Genomic DNA, 24,901 nt, shown 5'->3' with positions numbered 1-24,901 from the left:
TTTGCCACTAAGACGCTAAGGCACAAAGTTTTTTTTAATAATTTTGATCTTTTTGCAAAGTCTATTTTGCCACTAAGGCGCTAAGGCACGAAGCTTTTTTTAATAATTTTAGCCTTTTTGCAAAGTCTATTTTGCCACTGACGCTAAGGCATAAAGCCTTTTTTAATAATATTTGAATATGTATAAAGTTTTTTCATTGCCACCAATATGCGAAGGCATCCAGTTTATTGTTAGATACTCGATAAAATTCTTAGTGACTTTGCGCCTTAGTGGCATGATCTACTTCTTCATATTAAAGAGCTACAATCCTTGCGCTTGAATCGCTGTAATGACAACCGTATTTATAATATCATCTACAGTGCAACCGCGACTCAAATCGTTCACAGGTTTGTTTAAACCTTGTAACATAGGACCTATTGCTAATGCACCCGTTTCTCTTTGAACTGCTTTATATGTATTATTTCCTGTATTTAAATCCGGGAAAATTAAAACGCTAGCTTGACCGGCAACTTCAGAATTTGGCATTTTACTTTTTCCAATAGCCATATCAACTGCTGCATCATATTGAATGGGGCCTTCAATTTTCAAATCAGGGCGTTTTTTTCTAACTATTTCGGTGGCTGCTCGTACTTTGTCTACTTCGTCCCCTTTCCCAGATGAACCGGAAGAATAAGAAAGCATTGCAATTTTGGGTTCGATACCAAAAGCCAAACTAGATTCAGCTGATGAAATCGCTATTTCAGCCAGTTGCTCGGCTGTAGGATTCGGATTTATGGCGCAATCTCCAAAAACTGAAACTCGATCTTCTAAACACATAAAGAATATTGATGAAACTATACATGTATCTGGTTTGGTTTTTATGAATTGTAAAGCTGGTAAAATTGTATGCTGGGTAGTATGTGCAGCTCCTGAAACCATTCCATCAGCATCGCCTTTATAAACCATCATTGTACCAAAATAGGATACGTCCTCCATTAAATCTTTGGCCATAGCCATAGAGACATTCTTGTTCTTTCTAAGTTCATAATACGTATTTACATAATCTTCGTATTTCTCAGACTCAATAGGATTTATTATCTTCACTTTCGAAAAATCAAATAGAAGTCCTAACTCAATTACTTTATTTTCAATTTGTTTTTTATTGCCAATAATAGAAATTTCTACCACATCCATTGCTTGTAAACGCGATGCGGCAATGATTATTCTTTCGTCACTTCCTTCAGGTAAAACGATATGTTTTCGGTGTTGCTTTGCCCTCTTGACTAAATTATATTGAAACATTTTAGGTGTCATTCCATCGCCTTCAAACGAGAGTAATTTTTTAGATAAATCATCTACGTCAACATATTTTTCAAAGGTTGTAATAGACGCTTCAATTTTAAGTTTATTATCGGCGTATATTTTCGACTTTATATTACCCAGTCGATTTGTTATGCCATAAGTTCCACCTTCTACAGTGATAATTGGTACTATTGTGTTTAGTCCCTCTATAAGTTTTATGATACTATCTTCCGGAATAATATTACCAGTTAAAACAATACCGGAAATACTAGGATAATTAGCTGATTCATTAGCTTGCAACGCTCCCAAAATAATATCAGCTCTATCTCCAGGGGTAATTACTAAAGCATTTTCTTTTAGATGTAGTAAATAGTTGCGCAATTGCATCGCGCCAACACTGAAATTTCCCACTTCGTTATTCAAAAATTCTTCGCCAAAGAGAACTTTGGCTTCTAATACGTCCACAATTTCTCTTATTGTGGGATTATTTAAGCTCGAAATAAGCGGAATAGCATTGACTAAAACGACAGCTGGTAGGCTTGACTTTAGCCCCTCAGTTACTACTTTAATATTTTGTAGTTGAACTTTATTGGCAATTACAGCTAGAACTTCAACATCTTTTACTTTAAATGAATCATACGCTAGATAAAGGCTATCTGTCAACTCTTCTAATGTTTTACCAACGCCTGAGCCAACTATAACTGTTGGAATTCCCAAGTTTTTAGCAATCAAAACATTCATATCTAATTCTATGACGGTGCCTTCGCCGCTAAAACTGGTTCCTTCTACTAGAACAAAATCAAATTTTTCTTCCAGTCGTTTGTATTTTTCAATAATAAGGTCTAAAACCTCCCCTATTTTTCCTTTATTTTTTTTCTTGATCAGTTTGCTTTTAGTAATTGCAAAAGCATCTTCGACAGCAATGTCTAAGCCAAAATGAGAAATTACAGTTTCAATATGGTTGTCTATTTTACCATCTTTGAAATCCTCAATTATAGGTCTAAAATAACCCACTTTTGCGGTTTTCCCAATAAGCATGCTCATTAAACCAAGCGTTATTATAGATTTACCACTATTGTGCTCGCTTGTAGCTATGTAAATTGCCTTATTCATTTTAATTATTTTAAAATTCTTACTGTTTTTCTAAACTTTTACTTTTGCAGCACTTTTTAAATTAAAACCATTTTCTTTTTTTGAAATAAAAAATCATTGCTATTCCAATTAAAACCATAATTCCAATAATAGTATAATAACCATTGCGATACTGCAACTCTGGCATAAATTCAAAATTCATTCCGTAAACACCAACTATAAAAGTCAACGGAATAAATATAGCAGAAACAATGGTCAAGGTTTTCATTATTTCGTTCATCTTTTGTGTTTGTGCCGAAAAAAAGAAATTAGAAGCGCTTTCTAAGGAACCTAAATCCGACTCAATTTGTTCTAAGAGTTCTAAACTTTTTTGATGCAAACGAGAAAAGAAACTGAAACTGTCAATTTCTATAGCATTAAATAAATTGTCATCTTTCATACTCTTAATACCGTATAGAGAATCTCGAAGTGGAATAATGGAACGTTTTAAAAAGTTGAAATTGTCCCTGTGTTTTTCTATCCGTTCTAAAGTTTTTGGGTCAGCGCTGACTTTTGAAAGATTGATTAATTCTTCTACTTTATCCTCTTCGTTCTCTATGGTAATATAGAAATTTTCCATAATTGCATCGAGTAATATGTAGAGTAGATAATCAGCTTTTTTCGTTCGCACTAATCCAGAATGTGTGCGAATACGTTCTCGAATATGCGTAAAAAAGTCTGAACGTTTCTCTTGGAAAGAAATTAAAACACCATCTTTTATAAGGAAACTTATTTGCTCTACGCTTATGTTATCAGAGTCACTAACTGGTAAAAGTGACTTTATATTAAAAAAAAGTACATTAGACAACTCCTCTAATTTAGTGCGTTTAGTAGTATTAAGTATATCAGCAATCATGAAATTATCTATTTCAAAAAATTTGCCCACCGATTGAATTAACTCAATATTATTTAAGCCATGAATGTTAAGCCAATTTATTTTTTCATGATTAATGAATTTTGGTAATTCTAAAACCTTAAAATCATGATATTCCTTTAAACTTAAGTTATCATAAACAAATAATTGCATTTCGGATTCCAGTTGTTTGTGAATTCCCGTATATTCAAAATGATAAGGCTGTAGCTTTTTACCTTTCTTATATTTTATTTTTCTCATGCAAAATTTTTATCTTTTAATGTAACAAATACTTTTTCAAGCGCATTATTTGCCTTCCTTTTTGCGATTTTGCGAATAAATACTGTCAGTTTTCAATGTGGATTCAAAATTATGAAGAAAAATGAATTCACACTATGAGAAAAGTCATAAAATTAATTTAAAAGAGTTATAAGCAACAATTACCAATTCTCCAAATTTAAGTATTCGAAGCAATTAAATTCAAATTATATTTGTAGTTTTTGTAACAAATGGGTATAAATTAAAGACTAATGTTTGTAACAATTAAAAAAAATAGGAACCAATTTAATTATACTTAAATGATCAAAAAAACAATAACTATTCTAATGATGTCTGTCTTTGTATTTTCAGCGCAGGATACATTTGCACAAAGCAGGAAAAAGAAAAAAGCTGATAAAAATGCAACAGTTAAGGTAGAGCCAAAAGCTGCTGACGCAAAAAAAGAACCTAAACCGTATAACAAAGTTATTGATACCTCAGCGGTAACACAGGTGGGTCTAATTACGGTTCATAAATTAAACAATAAATACCTTTTTGAAATTCCAGATTCTATTTTGGGAAGTGAAATAATGACAATCACGCGCTACTCTAAAACTCCTGCTGGAGGCGGAATTTTTGGTGGTGAAGAAATTAATAGACAAGTGGTTCGATGGGAAAAAGGATTAAATGATAATGTATTACTGCGTTCAGTGACTTATGTTATTATGTCTCCTGACGAAAATAAACCATTAGCGCAAGCGGTTAAAAACTCGACTTCAGATCCAATTATCGGGAATTATGATGTTCTGGCTTATAAAAAAGATGGATCTGGAAAAATTACAGGTTATGTACTAGACCTATCCACAACATTTGATGCTGATGTTCAAACTTTTTCTTTGGATCCAATAAAAAAACAGTTACTAAACATTCTAACATTTCAAAAAGACAAATCTTTTATTTCAAAAGTGAGTAGTTTTCCAATAAACACGGAAATTAGAAGTGTAAAAACTTTTACAACTACGCCACCAAAAATCAATCTGACGCCAACACCAAAAATTGGTGTTGATTTACCATCTGCTTTAGATGCTGGTGTAATTACCGTAGAGATGAATACTTCAATGATTTTATTGCCAAAAACTCCTATGCGCAAAAGAGAATTTGATGCGCGTGTAGGTTATTTTGCAAATCAATATGGCGTTTTTGAAGAAGAATCTCAGAAATCAGAAACTAAGGTTTTTGCAGTAAGATGGCGTTTAGAACCCAAAACTCCTGAGGATGCGCAAAAACAAAAAATAGGAGAATTGATAGAACCTTTAAAACCAATTGTATATTATATTGATCCAGCAACACCTGACAAATGGAAAAAATATATCAAACAAGGAATTGATGACTGGCAAGTTGCATTCGAAGCTGCTGGATGGAAAAATGCTATTCGTGGAGAATATTGGCCAGAAAATGATCCTACGATGAGCCTTGAAGATGCTCGTTTTTCTGTATTAAGATATTTTGCTGCTGAAATTCAAAACGCTTACGGACCTAATGTTCATGATCCAAGAAGCGGTGAGATTTTAGAAAGTCACATAGGTTGGTATCACAATATCATGAGTCTTTTAAGAAATTGGTACTTAATTCAAACAGCTGCTGTTGATCCAGCTGCAAGAGCAAAGAAATTTGATGATAAATTAATGGGTGAGCTAATTCGGTTTGTTTCTTCTCACGAAGTAGGACACACTCTAGGATTGCGGCACAATATGGGAGCTAGCTCAGCAACTCCTGTTGAAAAATTGAGAGACAAAGAATTTCAGGCTAAAAATGGCCATACGTCGTCTATCATGGATTATGCGCGTTTTAATTACGTTGCGCAACCAGAAGATGGTGTAACTGATTTATTTCCAAAAATTGGTGATTATGACAAATGGGCTATCAAGTGGGGTTACTCCTACTTTCAAGATGCTAATACCGAAAAGGACGAAAAGGCAATCTTAAATGAGATGACTAAAGAAGCGTACAAGAATAACCGCTTATGGTTTGGAACAGAAACAAGTCCTTATGATCCAAGGTATCAAACAGAGGATATTGGAGATAATGCAATGAGAGCCTCAGAATATGGAATCAAAAACTTAAAAAGAATACTTCCAAATTTATTAGAGTGGTCTAGCGAAAAAGGAGAAAGCTATAGCGAACTTGACGAACTGTATAGCGCCCTCACTGGACAATTTAGACGATATATGGGACATGTAACTAAGAACGTAGGTGGGATTTATGATTCTCCAAAAACGTACGATATGATTGGAAATCAGTTCACTGTTGTTCCAAAAAGCATTCAAAAAGATGCCGTATTATTTTTAAATACACAATTATTCAAAACACCAGTATGGTTATTAGATCAAAATGTTCTTTCAAAAATAAATCCTGAAAATGGTGTGGAAGCAATCAAAGCAATGCAGGATGCTACACTAACTAGTTTAATGGCTGGCGATCGAATGGTTCGGCTTTTAGAAGCATCAGCAGTGAGTAAGGACAATTATTCAGTAGATGAATTAATTAGCGACTTGAACAAGGGAATTTTCTCTGAATTAAAAAGCAACGCTGCAATAGACATGTATCGTAGAAATTTACAAAAATTATATGTAGATAAAATGATTGAATTACTTAAACCAGGTTCAACAACCGTTAGAGCGGTTCCTGTGGGCGTTACTTATGGTTTTACTACTAGAAAAGTAAATCTTGCTCAAACAGATTTACCGTCTATTGCAAGAGGTCAGCTTATCAATTTAAGAAATGAATTAAAATTATCAACTTCTAAGATCACTGATCGAATGAGTAAATACCACGTACTCGATTTAATTTCAAGAATTACCGAAGGTTTAGATCCGAAGTAGCAAAACAAAAAGGGAAAATGCGTAAAAACATTTTCCCTTTTTTTATAATGCACTTATCAAGAAAACGCTTATAAAATTTTACCGCAGATTTACAGATTTTAATAAAGAAAAAATCTGCGAATCTGCGGTATTATTTTGTTATAATTCTAATTACAAGATTAATTTTGGCGAAAGCCCAGTATCAGGAAGGCAACTTTACTTTACCAAGTGACAAGTGACTTGTCTAACGAAGCTTTACAGATTAAAACTTTAGAATAATTTGCAAATCTATTATAGGTTTCTTTGTAATAAATGACAAGGTCATCATTGGTAAAAGCATAAATTAGGTCTTTTGATAACACTTTTCTCGTTTCGTTAAATGCTGTATTATCATATTATTTGATAATCTGCGAAACTTTTATAAATAGATACAACAATAAATATGAGCCTTTAACCCTAAGTCTAGTTTAGAACAGAAGTGAAATGTATTATATAAAAAAAACCGAGCTATTTCTAGCTCGGTTTTTGATTTCATTTCTAAAAGGTAATTATTCTTTAGCAGATGATTTAACAGCTAAGGTGTAAATTACTAAACCAAATCCAATTTTGTTGATAGCATCTCCAATGTTGTAAACTACATCAATGTTTCCTGCAGGAATAAAACTGCTGTACCATCCTGTTGTTCCCATCATGTATCCTAATGGATAAATCGCCCATCCAACAAGGATGAACCAACATAAAATATTGTGTGCTTTCTGAATCTCTCCTCCAGCAGCAACAGCCAATTTTGAAGCTTCTCCTAACCAGATTTCGTACACAATTAAGAAGTATGCAGCTCCTGAGATGAATCCCCATAAGGCAGCACTGTCAGGGTAAATTACTTCTCCAATATAACCAGTAACTAACATTACTACAGAGTAAAGGATCATTTTCCATAATAGTGACTGTTTTGCACCTGCTACTTTAAGTATTAGGTAAAATTCTAACGCCATCAAAGGCACTGTTAGAACCCAGTCAACATAACGAAAGAATGTTGGTGATTCACCAAATGAAGCCCAATAATCTCTCATGTAGAAATAATGCACTGCAGCAATAAAGGTAATTAAACCTGAAACTAAAACTGATGTTCGCCATTTTTTATCAAACTGGCTTAAGGATAAAAAGAAAAATGCTGAAGCGGCCATCATAGCCATGCAGCCTACGAAAAATGTAAAACCAACGTAATCTGTTGGTAACATTTTTCCAACTAATCCTGAGATAAACATAAAATTTGTCATAGAAAATTTATTTAATTGTTTTTTTGTTTAACCAAATGTATTAAAACATAAACACTAAAAAAAATTTTTGTTTAATTTTTTTTACCTATTTTTAAACATTAATTAAAATTATGAAAAATTACCCAAAAATAGCACTCATTGCCAGCTTCTTCGGTTTATGGATGGATTCTTATTTTTCTCATCAAATCCAAATTATTTTAGGATTTTTATTGATATTTTCTTTTGGAATTCTACATGGCGCTAATGATTTACTACTTATAAAAAATATAAACAGTGAAAGAAAAGCAAAATCATTTGTTAAAATATTAACTTATTATGTTTTTGTTGTTTTAACAGGAGTGATTTTATTTTACATTGTTCCTCAATTTGCTCTTCTATTATTCATTATTGTGAGTTCTTATCACTTTGGAGAGCAACAATGGCAACGCTTAGAACAAGAATTCTCTAAAATCTTGGTGGTATTCTTTCAGTTTTTGTACGGTTTTATAATTTTACTATTATTATTTAATTTTCATACCGGACAAGTACAAAGTATCATATTAAAAATTACCGACATTTCCATCCCAACTTTCTATTTTTCATTGCTATTGCAATTCTCAATTCCGCTGTTTATAAGTATGAGTGCCTATATTTTCTGGAAGCAAGAAAAATGGAGAAAAAAAATACTATTAGAATTGTTTTTTATGGCATTATTTGTCATTCTGTTTAAATCTTCGAGTTTAATTTGGGGCTTTGCACTTTATTTTGTTTTTTGGCATAGCATACCATCTATAATAGATCAGGTTACTTACTTAAACGGATCCTTTTCTATCAAATATTTTTATGCCTATTGCAAAGCAGCTGGTATTTATTGGCTGATTTCCATCGCCGGTATTGCACTGATTTACCTCTTTTTTAGAGAGGAACAGGTATTTAATGCTCTATTTTTCTCTTTCTTAGCTGCAATTACATTTCCTCATGCTTTAGTGATTACACGCATGTTTCAGGGGAAAGAAAATAGTTTATAAAAAACTAAATACATAAATTGAATTCCTATAAAATGCAAAAAACCGTTTACCAAAGGCAAACGGTTTTTGTTTATAAAAAAGTAAAGACGCAATAAATAGCGTTTTTACAGTTATATTATTTTACTTCTTCAAATTCAACATCTTCAACATTGTCACCTTGAGCTGCTTCCCCTTCTGGTTGTGCTGCTCCTTGACCTTGTTCTCCTTCAGCATACATTGCCTCAGTTGCTTTTTTCCAAGCAGCGTTGATATTGTCAAGTGCAGTTTGAATCGCAGGAATATCTTGAGATTGGTGTGCCATTCTCAATTCAGTCAATGCATATTCAACAGCTACTTTATTATCATCAGATAATTTAGCACCTAATTCTTTCAATTGAGTTTCAGTTTGAAAAATCATTCCATCAGCTTCGTTCAATTTTTCAGCTCTAGATCTTAACAATTTATCTGATTCAGCATTTGCTTCAGCGTCTCGTTTCATTCTTTCGATTTCTTCAGATGTTAATCCAGAAGATGCCTCTATACGAATATCATGAGATTTACCAGTTCCTTTATCAGTTGCCGAAACTTTGATGATACCATTAGCATCAATATCAAAAGTTACTTCAATTTGTGGAACACCTCTTGGTGCTGGTGGAATACCGTCTAAGTTGAAACGACCAATCGTTTTGTTATCAGCAGCCATTGCTCTAGCTCCTTGAAGAACGTGTAGTTCAACAGTAGGTTGAGAATCAGCAGCAGTTGAAAATACTTGAGATTTTTTAGTTGGTATAGTAGTATTAGACTCAATTAATGTAGTCATAACTCCACCCATAGTTTCGATACCTAAAGATAAAGGTGTAACGTCAAGTAACAATACATCTTTTACATCTCCAGAAAGGACTCCACCTTGAATAGCTGCTCCAATAGCAACAACCTCATCAGGGTTAACTCCTTTTGATGCTTTTTTACCAAAGAATTTTTCAACCTCTTCAGCAATTCTTGGCATACGAGTTGAACCTCCTACTAAGATTACTTCATCAATATCAGAAACTGATAATCCTGCATCTTTCAAAGCTCTTGCAACTGGTGCCATAGAACGTTTTACTAATGAATCAGTTAATTTTTCAAATTGTGCTCTAGTTAATTTTTTAACTAAGTGTTTTGGTCCTGAAGCTGTAGCAGTTACGTAAGGTAAATTGATTTCAGTTTCAGTAGAAGATGATAATTCAATTTTAGCTTTCTCAGCAGCTTCTTTTAAACGTTGCAACGACATTGGATCAAGACGTAAATCAATACCTTCCTCAGCAAGGAAATCAGCAGCTAACCAGTCAATAATTTCGTGGTCAAAATCGTCTCCACCTAAGTGAGTATCTCCGTTTGTAGACAATACTTCAAAAACTCCGTCTCCTAGTTCAAGAACAGAAATATCAAATGTACCTCCACCTAAATCGTAAACAGCAATTTTTTGATCCGTTCCTTTTTTATCTAATCCATAAGCAAGTGCAGCTGCAGTTGGCTCATTGATGATACGCATTACTTTAAGACCTGCAATTTCACCAGCTTCTTTTGTAGCTTGACGTTGTGCGTCATTAAAGTAAGCAGGAACAGTAATAACTGCTTCAGTAACTGTTTGACCTAAATAGTCTTCAGCAGTTTTCTTCATTTTTTGAAGCGTCATTGCTGACAATTCTTGAGCAGAGTATAAACGACCATCAATGTCTACACGTGGCGTATTATTATCCCCTTTTACAATCTTGTATGAAACTCTTTTTGACTCAGCCGTAACTTCTCCAAAACCTTGTCCCATGAAACGTTTGATAGAAGCAATAGTCTTAGTTGGATTAGTTACTGCTTGTCTTTTAGCAGGATCACCTACTTTAATCTCTCCACCTTCAACAAATGCAATGATTGATGGCGTAGTTCTTTTCCCTTCCGCATTAGGAATAACAACTGCCTCATTACCTTCCATTACAGAAACACAAGAGTTTGTAGTACCTAAATCAATTCCGATTATTTTACCCATTTTTACTATATTTAAATTTTATTATATACTGATTTTAATAACTCGAATTCGATAAGTCAATCTTTGTGCCAATACAAATGACCCAATAAATTTGTCAGTTTACCTTAAAATTGGCGCACAAAAATATGACAAGTTGACATTTTAAGCCAATTAAAACAATAGAATATCCAGCAAATTCAGACCAAAAAACAAGTTTGCTAAGTCTTACTATAAATTTAATCAAAACCCATGTTATGCTTTTATCGCAAAATAAAACAAGCAATGTTTTTATTGTTTTACATTTAAAAAACTTGCTCTGTTATCTTTATCCAATTGTTATTTGATTTTAGCGTCAAGCGCCAAAACTTAGTTGACCCCTTCATTTATTATAAAAGTTACAATTTCTAAAAATTTATATTTTGGATCAAATTTCCGAACTAATTCCTACATTTGACTAAAAACAAAACCTATGAAATTTTCAACAATTCAACTCGGAAACAATAAAATAGAAATTTTCAATTCCTACCTTGGAAAAGAAACAATTATGCTGAATAATAAAGTTGTTTCTGAAAAAAACTCAATCCGCGGTGCTAAACATACTTTTAAAATGTTAGAAAACGATCGTCAAGTAAATTGCAAGTTAAATTTAGGTTACGGAGCCAATGGTGTTGTAATGGATTTGTATGTAGATGACGTTGCAATAATAGAATCACCAAAAAGCTCTGTTATAATTACATTTATAATAATTGCTTTTGTTATTGGCGGCGTGGCGATGCAAATAGCTTATCAAAACTATTAACCAACCAAATTAATAAGCGTTAATTTTACAAAAAAAGAATTATAATAAGTCAGCTTGTTATCTTGAATTGTCTAGTTTTACAAGTGAAATTAATTTTATTATTGAACCCAAATTTACTTCACTATTTATGATCTCTTTTAGCAAACAATTATCTTTTCGTTGGTCGGATTTAGACCCAAATTTTCATGTTAGACACAGTGCGTATTATGACTTTGGTGCACAACATCGTATTGAAATTCTAGAGGGCTTAGGCTTATCGATAAAGGTTTTACAAGCCCAGCATTTTGGTCCTATTCTTTTTAGAGAGGAATGTATTTTTCGAAAAGAAATTAAACTTTCAGATAAGATAACGATGCAGACTAAAATCTCAAAAATGAAACCTGATGCTTCTAGATGGTCCATTGTACATGAATTTTTGAATGATCAAAACGCAATTTGTGCTGTAATAACCGTTGACGGAGCTTGGATGGATACTAAATTGCGAAAAATTGCAAATCCAACTCCTGAAATTGCAATCGAAGCAATTAGTCTTTTTCCGAAAAGTGAAGAATTTATTACGCTTTAAACGTAAAAAAGTACGATTGCGTAAATATTTTTCAAACACTATTCAAACTAGTAATTTTTTGTAATATTAATGATCGTCAACAATGATATTACTGAGAATAAATTATTTCAGATAACCAAGTAGTTTTAAGATAAATTATTTGAGGATTGCAATTCAGTAGTAAATAGCTCTAGCTACAAAAATTTTACAACAATAGCCAAAAATACTATAACATCAAACATTTATGAAATTGTATCTTTATCAAACTTAAATTTATAAAGTTATGAACTCAAAAAATCAAAATCCGCAAAAGCCTAAGCAAACACAGTCTGATAACAAGAGTGACACTAGAAAGCACGAATATAAAGACTTTGAAAATGTTTTGAAAAATGACGAAAATTACGACGTTGACACTCAGAAATTTAAAGGCGAAAAACCTGATTGGGATGACAAAATGAACAACGAAGAAAAGAAATAATCTTTTTAAAAACGTTTTACTTCACCTTAGTAAAACGTTTTTTTTTGGTGCTATTTTTTAAAAAATATATGCTTTTAGTTTAAGGAGTTAATTATAATTTTGCCTGAAAAATAATTACCGAAAATTCAATTTTAAAATTAAAATTGTATAATTTAAAGACATAATTCTGTAAGTATTTCTCTCCTTGTTTACCTGAAATTTACCCCCAGTTCTCATAGCATTCAAAGTTAGGATCTCCCATTAGAATTTGTTATTTTTGATGTAAAAACAATTAAATTTGAAAAAATATTTTAAGAAAGGCGCAAGGATTATACTATGGATTTTAGGATCTTTAATAATACTATTTTTACTATTGGTCTTAGCGATTCAAATTCCATCTGTTCAGAACTTTGCTAAAAATAAAGTTGTTACTTTTTTAGAAGAAAAGATTAAAACGAAAGTTCAAATTAACAAAATAGAAATTGGTCTTCCCAAAAAAATAATTCTAGAAGGTGTTTATTTTGAAGATCAAAACAAGGACACTTTACTTGCTGGAGAAAAACTTACCGTTAATATTAGTTTATTTCAGCTCTTCAACAACAAGGTCAAAATTAATTCAGCGAATTTAGAAGGTATAACGGCAAATTTAAGTAGAAACTCAAATTCTAAATTTAACTTTGATTATATAATTCAGGCATTTACTGCTCCCCAAAAGCCTAAATCTAATTCGCCACCAATGGAATTTGCGATCAATGAAATTGACTTGGATCGTATTCGTTTTAAATATAGAGACGATTTTACAAACAATAAGATAACGGCAAATCTAAATCATTTTCAAACTAAAATTAAAACTTTTGATTTGAATTCAATGAATTTTGAAATTTCGAAAGCTAAAATAAATGGCTTAAAATTAAAAGTAAAACAAGGGATTGGTGAGGCTTCAAAATCTGAAAATTTAGAAGATGTCAGCAACCAGCAACAAACCAATTTAAAATTAATGATAGGAGAAATTGATTTATCAAAAATTGATTTTGATTATCAGAATGATAAAACAAAATTATCTACTGCTTTTTATCTAAAGAAACTCCTGGCGAAAATTGACAAAATTGACCTTAACAATCAATTTGCTATTATCGAAAGTCTTGAAATTACTGGCATTGATGGGAGATTAATGATGGATAAATCAGTAAAAATTGAGCCAACAAAAGCTGTTTCCGCAGATGAAGCGAGCCGTTGGCAAATTAAGGTTAACAATGCAGCAATAAAAAAAGTCAATTTTAAATATGATAACAATAACATCGCTGCAACTAAAAAAGGTATTGATTATAATCATTTACACCTAACTAAACTAAATCTAGAGGCTTCAACTTTAAATTATAACCCTGAAAATATTTCTGGAATTGCTAACTCGCTTTCCGTTAAAGATAAAAGCGGTCTTTACATTCAAGCACTAACTACTGATTTTTTCTATGGCAAGAAAAATGCCTATTTCAAAAATTTATATTTAAAAACTCCACAAACCGAATTAAGAGATGAAATCCGTATTGGGTATCCTTCAATTACATCGTTAGCAAAGAATCCGGGAGAGTTAGGACTAAATGCAAATTTTAAAAAGAGCAAAATAGCTGTAAAGGATGTTTTGCTGTTTGCTCCGACTTTAAGCAACACTACTCCTTTTAGCAGTAACGCAAATGCAGTTTTACTAATCGATGGAAAAATTCGCGGCAAGCTCAAAAATATTATTTTTCCTTCAATTGCAATAAGTGGGATTGGTTCAACAAAATTAGTTGCAAGTGGCAGCATTGCAGGTTTGCCAGATATCAATAAAACAATTTTTGATTTAGATATTAAAGATTTGCAATCCAGCGCAAAAGATTTTAATACCTTTTTACCAAAAGGTACAATACCTGCTTCAATCCAGTTACCTTCTAAGTTTAGATTAAAGGGAAAATTCAAGGGAACTATAGCTGATTTTGCCACTAACATGAATTTAACTAGCAGTTACGGAAATGCAAAAATCATTGCTATATTTGATCGAACGAGAAAGAATTTTGAGAGATTCAATGCAAAAACTGAACTGCTAAATTTTGATATCGGACGATTAATTAAAAATGATTCTTTGGGGAAAGTAACTTTAAAAGCTACTATTAAAGGAACAGGATTTAATCCCAAAACTGCGGTCGCTTCTGTAAATGCGGGGATCACAAAAGCATATTATAACAGTTACACGTACAAAAATCTTATTTTAAAAGGATCTATAAAAAATGGGAATTTTAATGCAGTTGCCTCGGCAGAAGATCCTAATCTAACATTTAATTTAATTAGTAGCGGGAATTTCAAAGATAAATATCCGGCAGCTAAAATAATGTTGAATGTAGATATAGCCGATCTTGATAAGTTAAACTTACATGCTGGACCGCTAAAATTAAGAGGAGTTGTTGATGCTGATATTCAGTCTGCCAACTTGGATTATTTAAATGGTAGCATCGTAGCGCACAGCATCAATGTTGTTAACGCTAAAGATCAATTTGCGATTGATTCTTTAAGTGTGATTGCCAAATCGACTGTACAAGAAAACACATTATCAGTAAAAGCTCCTTTTTTAGCCGCTGATATTATTGGCAACTACAAACTTTCTAAAATTGGTACCGCATTAAAAAATTCTATTGCCGCGTATTACAATAGTAGTCCTGCATCTAAAAAGAAAATAGTCGAACCACAAAGATTTGCTTTTAATATTGCAATAAAAGACGATCCAATTTTATTTAAGATTGTGCCTAATTTAAAAAGTTTAGAACCTATAACGCTATCGGGAAAATACAATTCTGTAAATGATTCTATAGTTTTGAACGGCGCAATTCCAAAATTGATTTACGGTGAAAACACAATAACAAATGCCGTTTTAAATGTTGATACACAAAACAAAGCGCTGGTTTATAATTTCACTATTGACGAGATACAAAACAATCAGTTACAATTGCCATTTACCAACATTAGTGGTACCATTGAAAATAATATTGCTAATTATAAAATAGTATTAAAAGATTTGACAGGAGTTGAACGTTATTTAATTGCTGGAACATTACAAAGCAAAGATGGGGAAAATGACGTGAACATCGCCAGCAATAACTTGTTACTTAATTATGAATCGTGGCAAATAGATCCAAAAAATTTAATAAGTTTTGGAAAAAGAGGAATTTATATTGATCAATTTGTTTTGGACAAGTCAGGTAATAACGTTTCAATTCAATCCGAATCTAAAAATAAAAATGCTCCTATCACTGTAGCTTTTAAAGATTTTGAAATCAGCACCATTACAAGCTTTATCGAGAAAAACGACTTACAGTTCAGCGGTAAAATAAATGGAAATGCAATCATTAAAAATAGCAGTACCACTCCACTTTTTACATCCGATTTGAATATTGAAAATTTCACATTCAAGAAGGATACTGTTGGCGATATTACTTTAAAAATAAACAACACTATTTTTAATGAATATAATGCTTTAGTAACTATTACTGGTCAGGGAAATCAAGTAAATTTAGATGGTATATATCGAACTACTCAAAGTAGTTTTGACATGAATCTAGACATTCAGAGATTGAATTTAAAAAGTATCCAAGGTTTTACATTAGATAACTTAAAAGAGAGTACAGGTTTTTTTAATGGAAATTTTAAAATAACAGGTAATGTGAAGCAACCGCTTGTGATTGGAGAGTTAAAATTTAATGATATTGGTTTTAAAGCAACACAGTTAAATGCCACTTTCAAATCGATAAATGACAAGATTACTTTTACAGGAGAATCGATATTATTTGAAACTTTTACAATTAAAGATGAAAACGAAAATGATTTGATCATCGATGGAAAAATTGATAGTCCAAATTTTAAAAATTTTGATTTTGATTTATCGGTCGTTGCTGATAATTTTAAGGCTGTAAATTCTAAAGCTAAAGACAATGATTTGTACTATGGAGAATTATTTTTAGACAATAAGTTAAAAATTACAGGGAATTTAGATAACCCAATTGTTGAAGGGAGCGTCAAAATTAACAAAGACACTAAATTTACAATTGTTTTACCACAGTCTGATCCGTCAATAGCTGACAGAGAAGGAATTGTTGAGTTCATTGATGAAGATAATCCCCAAATACTTCAAAAAGTTACACTTACAGAAATAAGTAGTGAATCGGAAATTAAAGGGATTAATGCGGCTGTTACCATCGAAATCGATAAAGATGCGGAACTGTCACTAGTTATTGATAAAACCAATGGTGATTTCCTAAAATTGAAAGGAGAAGCTCAACTTAGTGGCGGAATTGATCCATCCGGGCAAACGAATTTGACTGGCAGATATGAATTATCAGAAGGAAGTTACGAAATGAATTTTAACGCTATCAAAAGAAAATTCGATATTAAAAAAGGAAGTTATATCCTTTGGACTGGTGAACCAACAATGGCGGATGTTAATATTACTGCAATCTATAAAACAGAAGCTGCTCCCATTGATTTAGTGAGCGATCAACTTGGCGCTGTAACTACTGCTGTAAGAAATACTTATAAGCAAAGAATTCCGTTTGAAACTAATCTAAAAATGACGGGAGAATTGATGAAACCTACCATAACGTTTGATATTATTTTACCAGAAGGAAACAATAGTGTTTCGACTGAAATTATCAATACAACGCAAGCAAAATTGACTCAATTGCGTCTGCAAACTGATGAAATGAACAAACAAGTTTTTGCTCTACTTTTATTAAATCGTTTTATAGGAGAAAATCCTTTTGCTAGTGAGACAGGAGGAACAAATGTTGGCTCCATAGCTCGAGAAAGTGCTAGTAAAATTTTATCAGAGCAACTGAATAATCTAGCAGGTAATTTAATTAAAGGTGTCGAACTAAACTTTGATTTAGATACAACTGATGATTACACAACTGGACAGCGAGCTAATAAAACCGATTTGAGCGTAGGAATATCAAAAAAATTATTAAATGATCGCTTGAAAGTAACTGTCGGAAGTAGTTTTGGAATCGAAGGACCACAACAAACAAATCAAAACGCAAGTAATATTGCTGGCGATGTTTCATTAGACTATCAACTTTCAAAAGATGGAAGATATAAAATACGTGTTTATCGCGTCAATAATTACCAAGTAGCACTTCAAGGAGAGGTAGTTGAAACTGGAGTCGCATTTGTTATTACGTTAGATTATAATAAATTCAGGGAATTATTTTCAAAAAGCCAGTCTGCAAGAGCAACTGAAAAAGCAAAAAATGAATTAAAAAAGAAATCGGATGAATAACAAGCATTTCCCATATTTTCTCTTTTTAGCTTTAATAATTTCATCATGCAGCAACACCCGTTTTTTGCCTGAAGGAGAATTATTGTACACAGGTGCAAAAGTCGTAGTGGAAGGTAAAGAGACATCCAAAAAGGAAAGGAAAGCCTTAAAAAATCAATTAAAGACTTTAGTGAGACCTAAGCCTAACGCAACCATACTAGGCCTGAGACCTAAATTATATATTTACAATTTGGCTGGGACGCCAAAAAAAGAGAAAGGATTTAAATACTGGTTAAAAACTAAAGTAGGTGAACCGCCAGTTTTATATAGTCAAGTAGATTTAGAATACAATAAAAGTGTTTTACAAAATTTTACAGAAAATAGTGGTTATTTTAATTCAAGATCAACAGCTGATTCAACTAGAAGAGGCAAAAAAGCAAGTGCAAAGTACATTGTAAACCCAGCCAAACAATATAAAATTAGAGAGGTAAAATTTCCTAACGATTCAACAATTATTGCTGTAGCACTAGCAAAAACAAAGCTTACGAGTTTATTAAAAGAAAAAGATGGATATAATTTAGAAGTTATTAAGCAAGAACGAATTCGGATAGATGTAAGACTTAAAGAAAAAGGATTCTATTATTTCAATCCTGATTATTTACTAATTCAAGTAGATAGCACAGTGGCAGATCATCAGGTTGACCTCTTAATAAAGGTAAAAGAAAAAACTCCAGAACTTGCCGAAACTCCGTATAAAATTAATAAGATTATTGTTTACCCAAATTTTGCTATTGGTAATGATAGTGTAAAAGCAGATAGCAATGCGGTAACAAAATATAAAGATTTTACTATTATAGATTCAGAAAATTTATTTAAACCAAGGATTTTTGATCGTGCACTAACCTTTAAAAAAAATGATTTATATAATCGAACTAATCATAATTTAACTTTAAATCGCTTAGTGAATTTCGGTACTTTTAAATTTGTTAAGAACCAATTTAAAGTTGCAGATACTACGGGAAATTTTTTAGACGCTTATTACTACCTAACGCCATTACCTAAAAAATCTTTGCAATTAGAATTATTAGCAAAAACAAACTCAGCTAATTATACGGGTACTGAATTAAATTTAAATTGGAGCAATCGCAACGCCTTTCGCGGTGCTGAATTACTAACTATTTCTGCTTTTGGCGGACTTGAAGTTCAAGTTTCAGGACAAAATAATGGATTTAATGTTTACCGTTTTGGATCAGAAGCTAATTTAATATGGCCAAGATTAGTGGCTCCATTTAATTTAAATTCCCCTAGCGGCTTTATTCCAAAAACAAAATTAACTCTTGGATACGAATTTCAAAACAGGACAAAATTATACTCATTGCAAACTTTTAGAGGGTCATTTGGATATTTATGGAAGGAAAGCGATCAAAAAGAACATTTGTTGAATGTCACAGAAATTACTTATGCTAGTCCGCAAAATGTTACTGCTTTATATGAAGCAAAAATTCTGGAAAATGCTTCTTTGGGAAAAGTGATCGAAAAACAATTAATTTTTGGACCTACTTATTCCTATACGTACACAAATACTGCACAAGCAGCTAAGAAACACACATTATATTATAAAGGAACCATAGATTTAGCCGGAAATATAACAGGTTTAACCACAGGAGCAAATGTTAAAAAAGGGGATACTATCAAAGTTTTTAATGTCCCTTTTAGCCAATTTATCAAAATTGAAAATGATTTTAGACATTACTTAAAATTAAGAGGTGAGTCACAGTTAGCCAGCAGAATTATTGTAGGTGCAGGATATACTTATGGAAACTCGAGTGAAATGCCGTTTATAAAACAATTTTTCATTGGAGGTACAAATAGTTTACGCGCTTTTAGGGCACGATCAATAGGTCCTGGAAGTTTTAACAGCGCACCAACTACTGTAAATAGCTTTTTACCGGATGAGTCGGGAGATATAAAATTAGAAATTAATACTGAGTATCGAGCTAAAATATATGGCTTGGTAAAAGGCGCATTATTCATTGACGCTGGAAATATTTGGCTATTAAATGAAAATAGTGAAAAACCTGGAGCAAAATTTTCGAATAAATTTTTAAGCGAGCTAGCCGTAGGAGCGGGTGCCGGATTACGATTTGACTTTTCATTTCTTATTTTAAGAACAGATCTCGCATTCCCAATTCGTAAACCTTACTTATCCGAAGGCAATCGTTGGGTTATGGACAAAATTGATTTTGGAAGTGCACCTTGGCGGAAAGAAAACTTAATTTTCAATATCGCTATTGGTTATCCCTTTTAATATTTTATTTAGAATTTCTGAATTGTAAAATAGCGATGATTATTTATTTATTAGCAAAAAAAATCTTCCTTAACGTGGGAGTTGCTGATAAAAGAGGAAAAGAATATGTAAAAAAAACAATAACGGTATCAGCATTTTCGCAGATAATAGCCATTCATAACGCTCGCTCAACTATTATTGAAAATAATTTTAGATGATTTTAGTTTTAAACATTTTTAAATTTACTTTTGAAAAATTGGATAATAAATTATCGAACAACCTCCGGCAACTATTTAAATATTAAATCATTATTATAAATAATTTATTGATATATGGTTAAAAAACTATCTAATTGAAAAAGACTAACCGTTGAACAAAGACAAAAACAACTAAACATTGGACAATAAAACAGAAATAAAAGATATCGCACAACTTTTTCTGAAACTTGGTTTTATTGGTTTTGGCGGTCCTGCAGCACATATTGCAATGATGCAAGAAGAGGTCGTTTCAAAAAGAAAATGGTTGAGTGAACAACATTTTCTTGATTTAATAGGAGCCACAAATTTGATTCCTGGACCCAATAGCACTGAAATGGCTATTCACATAGGGCATGAAAAAGGCGGCTGGAAAGGCTTAATTGTTGCAGGTCTTTGTTTTATTCTGCCTGCAGTACTTATTACAGGATTTTTTGCGTGGCTTTATAAACAATATGGACAACTACCCAATATTCAACCATTTATCTACGGAGTAAAACCAGCTATTATAGCAATTATCCTCTCCGCAATTTTTCCTTTGGCTAAGAAATCAGTCAAATCAAAAGAGCTTTTGCTGATAGGTTTACTGGTCTTAATTGGATCATTATTTGGCATCGGCGAGTTGCAATTAATGTTAGGATCTGGAATATTAGCATTAGTTTTTGCAGCAATTCGAAGCAAGACGCATATTAAACTTACTAATTTAATACCTGTAACAATCTTTCAAATTTCTACTGCATCTTTAATTACCATCAGTAACACAAACCTTTTTTGGATTTTTTTAAAAATTGGTTCAGTACTTTATGGAAGCGGTTATGTTTTATTTGCTTTTCTTGATACTGAACTGGTATTAACAGGATTGTTGAGTAGACGACAGCTTATTGATGCTATTGCCGTAGGCCAAGTTACACCAGGACCCGTTTTTTCCTCTGTAACTTTTTTAGGTTACCAAATCAATGGTTTCTCAGGAGCAATTATCTCTACAATTGCAATCTTTATTCCTTCCTTTATTTTTGTTGCTTTGCTGAATCCGCTTGTAAAAAAAATGCGAAGCTCACAATCATTTTCTATTTTTCTTGATGCTGTAAATGTTGCCTCTGTTGCGGTGATTGTAGCTGTTTGCTATGATATGAGTAAAGAAGTAATTACAGACTGGAGGACGCTTTTGATCGCAATTCTAAGTATTGGAATCACATTTGGTTATAAAAAAATGAATAGCGCATTCGTTGTTTTGAGCGGATCGATAATAGGATATTTACTCACTCTTTTTTAATATTTATTTGGTTTTAAATCGAATGACCAATATTTGTGCTCAAATATCTATTTTAAAAATATACTTTAGATTTATAAAAAATAAGATAGATTTTTATCAAGCTGGTGGTTCGGGAAAGAAAAACTACCGAACAATTTGTTAAATAGATATGAAAATTTACTTTCAAAACTGATTTTGGTAATAGATAATAATAATGTAGCATTTTGTACCAAAAAATATACATTTTATTACCTTTACGCACTTAAAATAGGAAATATGTCTGTCGCAAAAAAAGATTACAAAAGAATAACAACTAAGTCGTTGATAGAAATGAAGGCCAATGGTGAAAAAATTGCAATGCTCACCGCATACGATTATACGATGGCAAAAATCGTTGATAGTGCCGGAATCGATGTAATTCTTGTTGGTGATTCGGCTTCCAATGTGATGGCTGGACATGAAACTACGTTGCCCATAACTTTAGATCAAATGATTTATCATGCATCATCTGTTGTTCGAGCAATAGAAAGAGCGCTTGTAGTGGTCGATTTGCCTTTTGGAAGCTATCAATCAGACCCAAAAGAAGCTTTGCGATCCTCCATTAGAATTATGAAAGAAAGTGGTGGTCATGCTGTAAAACTTGAAGGTGGAAAGGAAATCAAAGATTCTATTAAAAAAATATTAAATGCGGGAATTCCAGTTATGGGTCATTTGGGTTTAACCCCGCAATCCATTTATAAGTTTGGAACTTACACCGTTCGCGCCAAAGAGGACGAAGAAGCAGAAAAACTGATGGAAGACGCAAAATTACTTGAAAATTTAGGCTGTTTCGCATTAGTACTAGAAAAAATTCCAGCTCATTTAGCGGAAAAAGTGGCCAAAAGTATTTCGATTCCCGTTATAGGAATTGGTGCCGGTGGCGGCGTAGACGGTCAAGTGCTTGTGATTCACGATATGCTAGGAATGAATAATGAGTTTAGTCCAAGATTCCTGAGACGATATATGGATTTATATGATGGAATGACAACTGCAATAGGTCAATATGTTACTGATGTTAAGTCAAGCGATTTTCCAAACACTAATGAGCAATATTAAGAATGTTCAGCACGAAAAGGGAAATTTAATGAAAATTATATCCAATAAATCAAACCTTCAAATTCTTCACGAAGACAATCACCTTATTGTGATAAACAAGCGTGTAGGTGACATTGTACAAGGAGATAAAACAGGTGACAAACCTTTATCTGATGTAGTTAAAGAGTATTTAAAAGAGAAGTACAACAAACCTGGAGAAGTTTTTTTAGGTGTAGTTCATCGACTAGATCGTCCTACAACTGGAATTGTAGTTTTTGCTCGTACTAGTAAAGCATTGACCCGAATGAATGAATTATTCAGCAATCGCGAGACCCAAAAAACGTATTGGTGTATTGTCAAAAACAAACCTGAAAAATCATCAGATAGGTTAGTTCATTTTATCAAAAGAAACGAAAAAAACAATACCTCAAAAGCGCATTTAAAAGAAGTTACCGACAGTAAATTAGCAAGTTTAGACTATAAAATTATCAAAGAACTCAATAATTACTTTGCGTTAGAAATTAATTTACACACAGGAAGACATCATCAAATACGGGCGCAGTTATCGGCAATTAGTTCACCCATAAAAGGAGATTTAAAATATGGTTTTGATCGCAGTAATCCTGATGGCGGAATTCATTTGCATGCTCGAAAATTAGTTTTCGTACATCCTGTTACTAAAGAAAATATCAAAATTATCGCTCCTACTCCAGACGATGTGATTTGGAATGCTGTTTAATTTTATGATTTTTGCGCTTCAGTTGTCTATAAACCAATTTCTCAAATAATTAAAACTAATTATCTATTATTATATTTCTGCTTTTTTTGTTTAAATTTTAAATTGAAAGTTAGATTACAATAATAATATGTATTTTTAAATTTAAAATTATCCAATGAATTACAAAACTGAGATAAAATACCGTAAAGAATTACTAAAAAAATTACTGTATGTAATTACAAAGCATGAAGATGCGATCATCAAAGCTTTATATGATGACTTTAAAAAACCTGCTTTTGAAGCTGTTTTGACAGAGACAAATTACGTAATTAGAGATTTAAAAGAAACTATTAAAAATATTGATTCTTGGGCTAAGCCAAAAAAAGTTTGGCCAACAATAATTAATTTTCCATCATTAGATTATATCTATAGTGAACCTTACGGCAACGTCCTGATCCTATCACCTTGGAATTACCCTTTTCAATTGGCTTTATGTCCGCTAATTGCCGCCGTTGCTGCGGGAAATAAGGTAACCTTAAAACCATCTGAACTTACACCGCAAACAGCTGCAATTATTTCTACAATTATCAACGAAACATTTGCTGTGCAAGATGTTGTGGTCATTACTGGAGATGCTAGTATAGCTGCAGAGTTATTAAAAAAGCGCTGGGATTATATTTTTTTTACAGGAAGTGTTGCCGTTGGAAAAATAGTGGCAAAAGCAGCAGCCGAAAATCTAACACCTGTAACACTTGAACTGGGAGGAAAAAGTCCTTGCATTGTTGACGAAACAGCGAATTTAGAGTTAAGCGCTAAGCGAATAGTTTGGGGTAAAATCATCAATGCTGGCCAAACTTGCGTTGCTCCTGATTATATTTTAGTTCAGGAAAAAGTGAAAGATGTTTTCGTTAAATTTTTAATTCAAGAAATACAAAATGCATTAGGTTCTAATCCTGAGGAATCTCTAGATTACGCTCGGATAATCAATTTGAAAAATTGGAAGCGACAAATAAGTTTATTAGACAATCAAAAAATTATTTTTGGAGGACAATCTAATAAAGACTCTTTGTATTTATCGCCAACCTTATTAGATGAACCAAAAATGGACTCATTAGCAATGCAAGAAGAAATATTTGGTCCAATACTTCCTATTATTTCATATGTATCACCAAGTGATATTGATAAAGTAATTTTAAGTTTTGAAAAACCGTTATCCCTATATTTATTTTCACAAAACAAATTATTCATTGATGAAGTTTTACAGAAATATTCTTTTGGTGGAGGCTGCATTAATGATACAGTTGTTCAATTGGTAAATAATCGTTTGCCGTTTGGTGGCGTAGGAAATTCTGGGATGGGCGCTTATCACGGTAAAAAAACCTTTGACATTTTTTCACATAAAAAATCTATAGTAAAAAGAGGAACTTGGCTGGATTTACCAGTACGATATGCTCCATATACTAACAAGCTGAAAAATGTTCGAAAACTATTAAAATGGATTTAACCGTCGTAAAATTGTAACATTTGTATGAAAGTAAATTTAATGAAATTTATTTTAGACTAAAATACTACATTTGCAACAAGAT

General features: G+C 32.3%; 16 protein-coding genes. 12 read left to right on the top strand and 4 right to left on the bottom strand.

Annotated elements, in window-relative coordinates; genetic code table 11:
- Positions 1-300 precede the first annotated feature (300 nt).
- Positions 301-2,394, bottom strand: coding sequence for a phosphate acetyltransferase (gene pta, locus BUB42_RS04155; RefSeq protein WP_073017512.1), 2,094 nt, complete (start codon positions 2,392-2,394; stop codon positions 301-303).
- A 61-nt stretch (positions 2,395-2,455) separates the two neighbouring features.
- Positions 2,456-3,526, bottom strand: a complete 1,071-nt coding sequence (gene corA, locus BUB42_RS04150) for a magnesium/cobalt transporter CorA (RefSeq protein ID WP_073017510.1) — start codon at positions 3,524-3,526, stop codon at positions 2,456-2,458.
- Between the two features lie 317 nt (positions 3,527-3,843).
- Here corA and BUB42_RS04145 point away from each other — a divergent pair, with 317 nt between their 5' ends.
- Positions 3,844-6,405: a zinc-dependent metalloprotease gene (locus BUB42_RS04145; RefSeq protein WP_084118283.1), complete on the top strand. Its 2,562-nt coding sequence runs from the start codon at positions 3,844-3,846 to the stop codon at positions 6,403-6,405.
- A 527-nt stretch (positions 6,406-6,932) separates the two neighbouring features.
- Here BUB42_RS04145 and BUB42_RS04140 read toward each other — a convergent pair.
- On the bottom strand, positions 6,933-7,661 hold the full coding sequence (locus tag BUB42_RS04140) for a bacteriorhodopsin-like (protein WP_073017508.1): 729 nt from the start codon (positions 7,659-7,661) through the stop codon (positions 6,933-6,935).
- Between the two features lie 110 nt (positions 7,662-7,771).
- On the opposite strand from BUB42_RS04140, the gene BUB42_RS04135 reads away from it, so the two are divergent.
- Positions 7,772-8,668 (top strand): Brp/Blh family beta-carotene 15,15'-dioxygenase, encoded by an 897-nt coding sequence (locus BUB42_RS04135; RefSeq protein WP_073017506.1) that lies wholly within the window; start codon positions 7,772-7,774, stop codon positions 8,666-8,668.
- A gap of 115 nt (positions 8,669-8,783) precedes the next feature.
- On the opposite strand, the gene dnaK is transcribed toward BUB42_RS04135, so the two are convergent.
- The gene (gene dnaK, locus BUB42_RS04130; protein WP_073017504.1) at positions 8,784-10,670 is read right to left on the bottom strand and encodes a molecular chaperone DnaK; all 1,887 of its coding nucleotides are present in this window, start codon (positions 10,668-10,670) and stop codon (positions 8,784-8,786) included.
- A gap of 448 nt (positions 10,671-11,118) precedes the next feature.
- Here dnaK and BUB42_RS04125 point away from each other — a divergent pair, with 448 nt between their 5' ends.
- From BUB42_RS04125 to BUB42_RS04085, 10 genes are all read left to right on the top strand, one after another.
- Positions 11,119-11,448, top strand: a complete 330-nt coding sequence (locus BUB42_RS04125) for a hypothetical protein (RefSeq protein ID WP_073017502.1) — start codon at positions 11,119-11,121, stop codon at positions 11,446-11,448.
- A gap of 127 nt (positions 11,449-11,575) precedes the next feature.
- On the top strand, positions 11,576-12,013 hold the full coding sequence (locus BUB42_RS04120; protein WP_073017500.1) for an acyl-CoA thioesterase: 438 nt from the start codon (positions 11,576-11,578) through the stop codon (positions 12,011-12,013).
- A gap of 262 nt (positions 12,014-12,275) precedes the next feature.
- Positions 12,276-12,470 (top strand): hypothetical protein, encoded by a 195-nt coding sequence (locus BUB42_RS04115; protein ID WP_073017499.1) that lies wholly within the window; start codon positions 12,276-12,278, stop codon positions 12,468-12,470.
- A 277-nt stretch (positions 12,471-12,747) separates the two neighbouring features.
- A complete protein-coding gene (locus BUB42_RS04110; protein WP_073017497.1) occupies positions 12,748-17,751 on the top strand; it encodes a translocation/assembly module TamB domain-containing protein in 5,004 nt (1,667 codons plus the stop codon).
- Positions 17,744-20,038: a translocation and assembly module lipoprotein TamL gene (gene tamL / locus BUB42_RS04105; RefSeq protein WP_073017495.1), complete on the top strand. Its 2,295-nt coding sequence runs from the start codon at positions 17,744-17,746 to the stop codon at positions 20,036-20,038. Before BUB42_RS04110 ends, tamL begins: the two co-directional genes overlap by 8 nt.
- Before the next feature lie 35 nt (positions 20,039-20,073).
- Positions 20,074-20,235, top strand: coding sequence for a hypothetical protein (locus BUB42_RS16380; RefSeq protein ID WP_170857183.1), 162 nt, complete (start codon positions 20,074-20,076; stop codon positions 20,233-20,235).
- Between the two features lie 178 nt (positions 20,236-20,413).
- Positions 20,414-21,544 carry a chromate efflux transporter gene (chrA, locus tag BUB42_RS04100; protein WP_073017493.1) on the top strand — a complete coding sequence of 377 codons (1,131 nt, stop codon included), beginning with the start codon at positions 20,414-20,416 and terminating at the stop codon, positions 21,542-21,544.
- A gap of 255 nt (positions 21,545-21,799) precedes the next feature.
- The gene (panB, locus tag BUB42_RS04095; protein ID WP_073017491.1) at positions 21,800-22,618 is read left to right on the top strand and encodes a 3-methyl-2-oxobutanoate hydroxymethyltransferase; all 819 of its coding nucleotides are present in this window, start codon (positions 21,800-21,802) and stop codon (positions 22,616-22,618) included.
- A 28-nt stretch (positions 22,619-22,646) separates the two neighbouring features.
- Positions 22,647-23,336 carry an RluA family pseudouridine synthase gene (locus tag BUB42_RS04090; RefSeq protein WP_073017845.1) on the top strand — a complete coding sequence of 230 codons (690 nt, stop codon included), beginning with the start codon at positions 22,647-22,649 and terminating at the stop codon, positions 23,334-23,336.
- A gap of 154 nt (positions 23,337-23,490) precedes the next feature.
- The gene (locus BUB42_RS04085; protein ID WP_073017489.1) at positions 23,491-24,819 is read left to right on the top strand and encodes an aldehyde dehydrogenase; all 1,329 of its coding nucleotides are present in this window, start codon (positions 23,491-23,493) and stop codon (positions 24,817-24,819) included.
- Positions 24,820-24,901: the final 82 nt, after the last annotated feature.

This window comes from Flavobacterium micromati, from assembly GCF_900129585.1.
Lineage (GTDB): Bacteria > Bacteroidota > Bacteroidia > Flavobacteriales > Flavobacteriaceae > Flavobacterium > Flavobacterium micromati.
The sequence above is the reverse complement of the archived record's forward strand: the minus strand, read 5'-3'. Positions and strand labels throughout refer to the sequence as shown.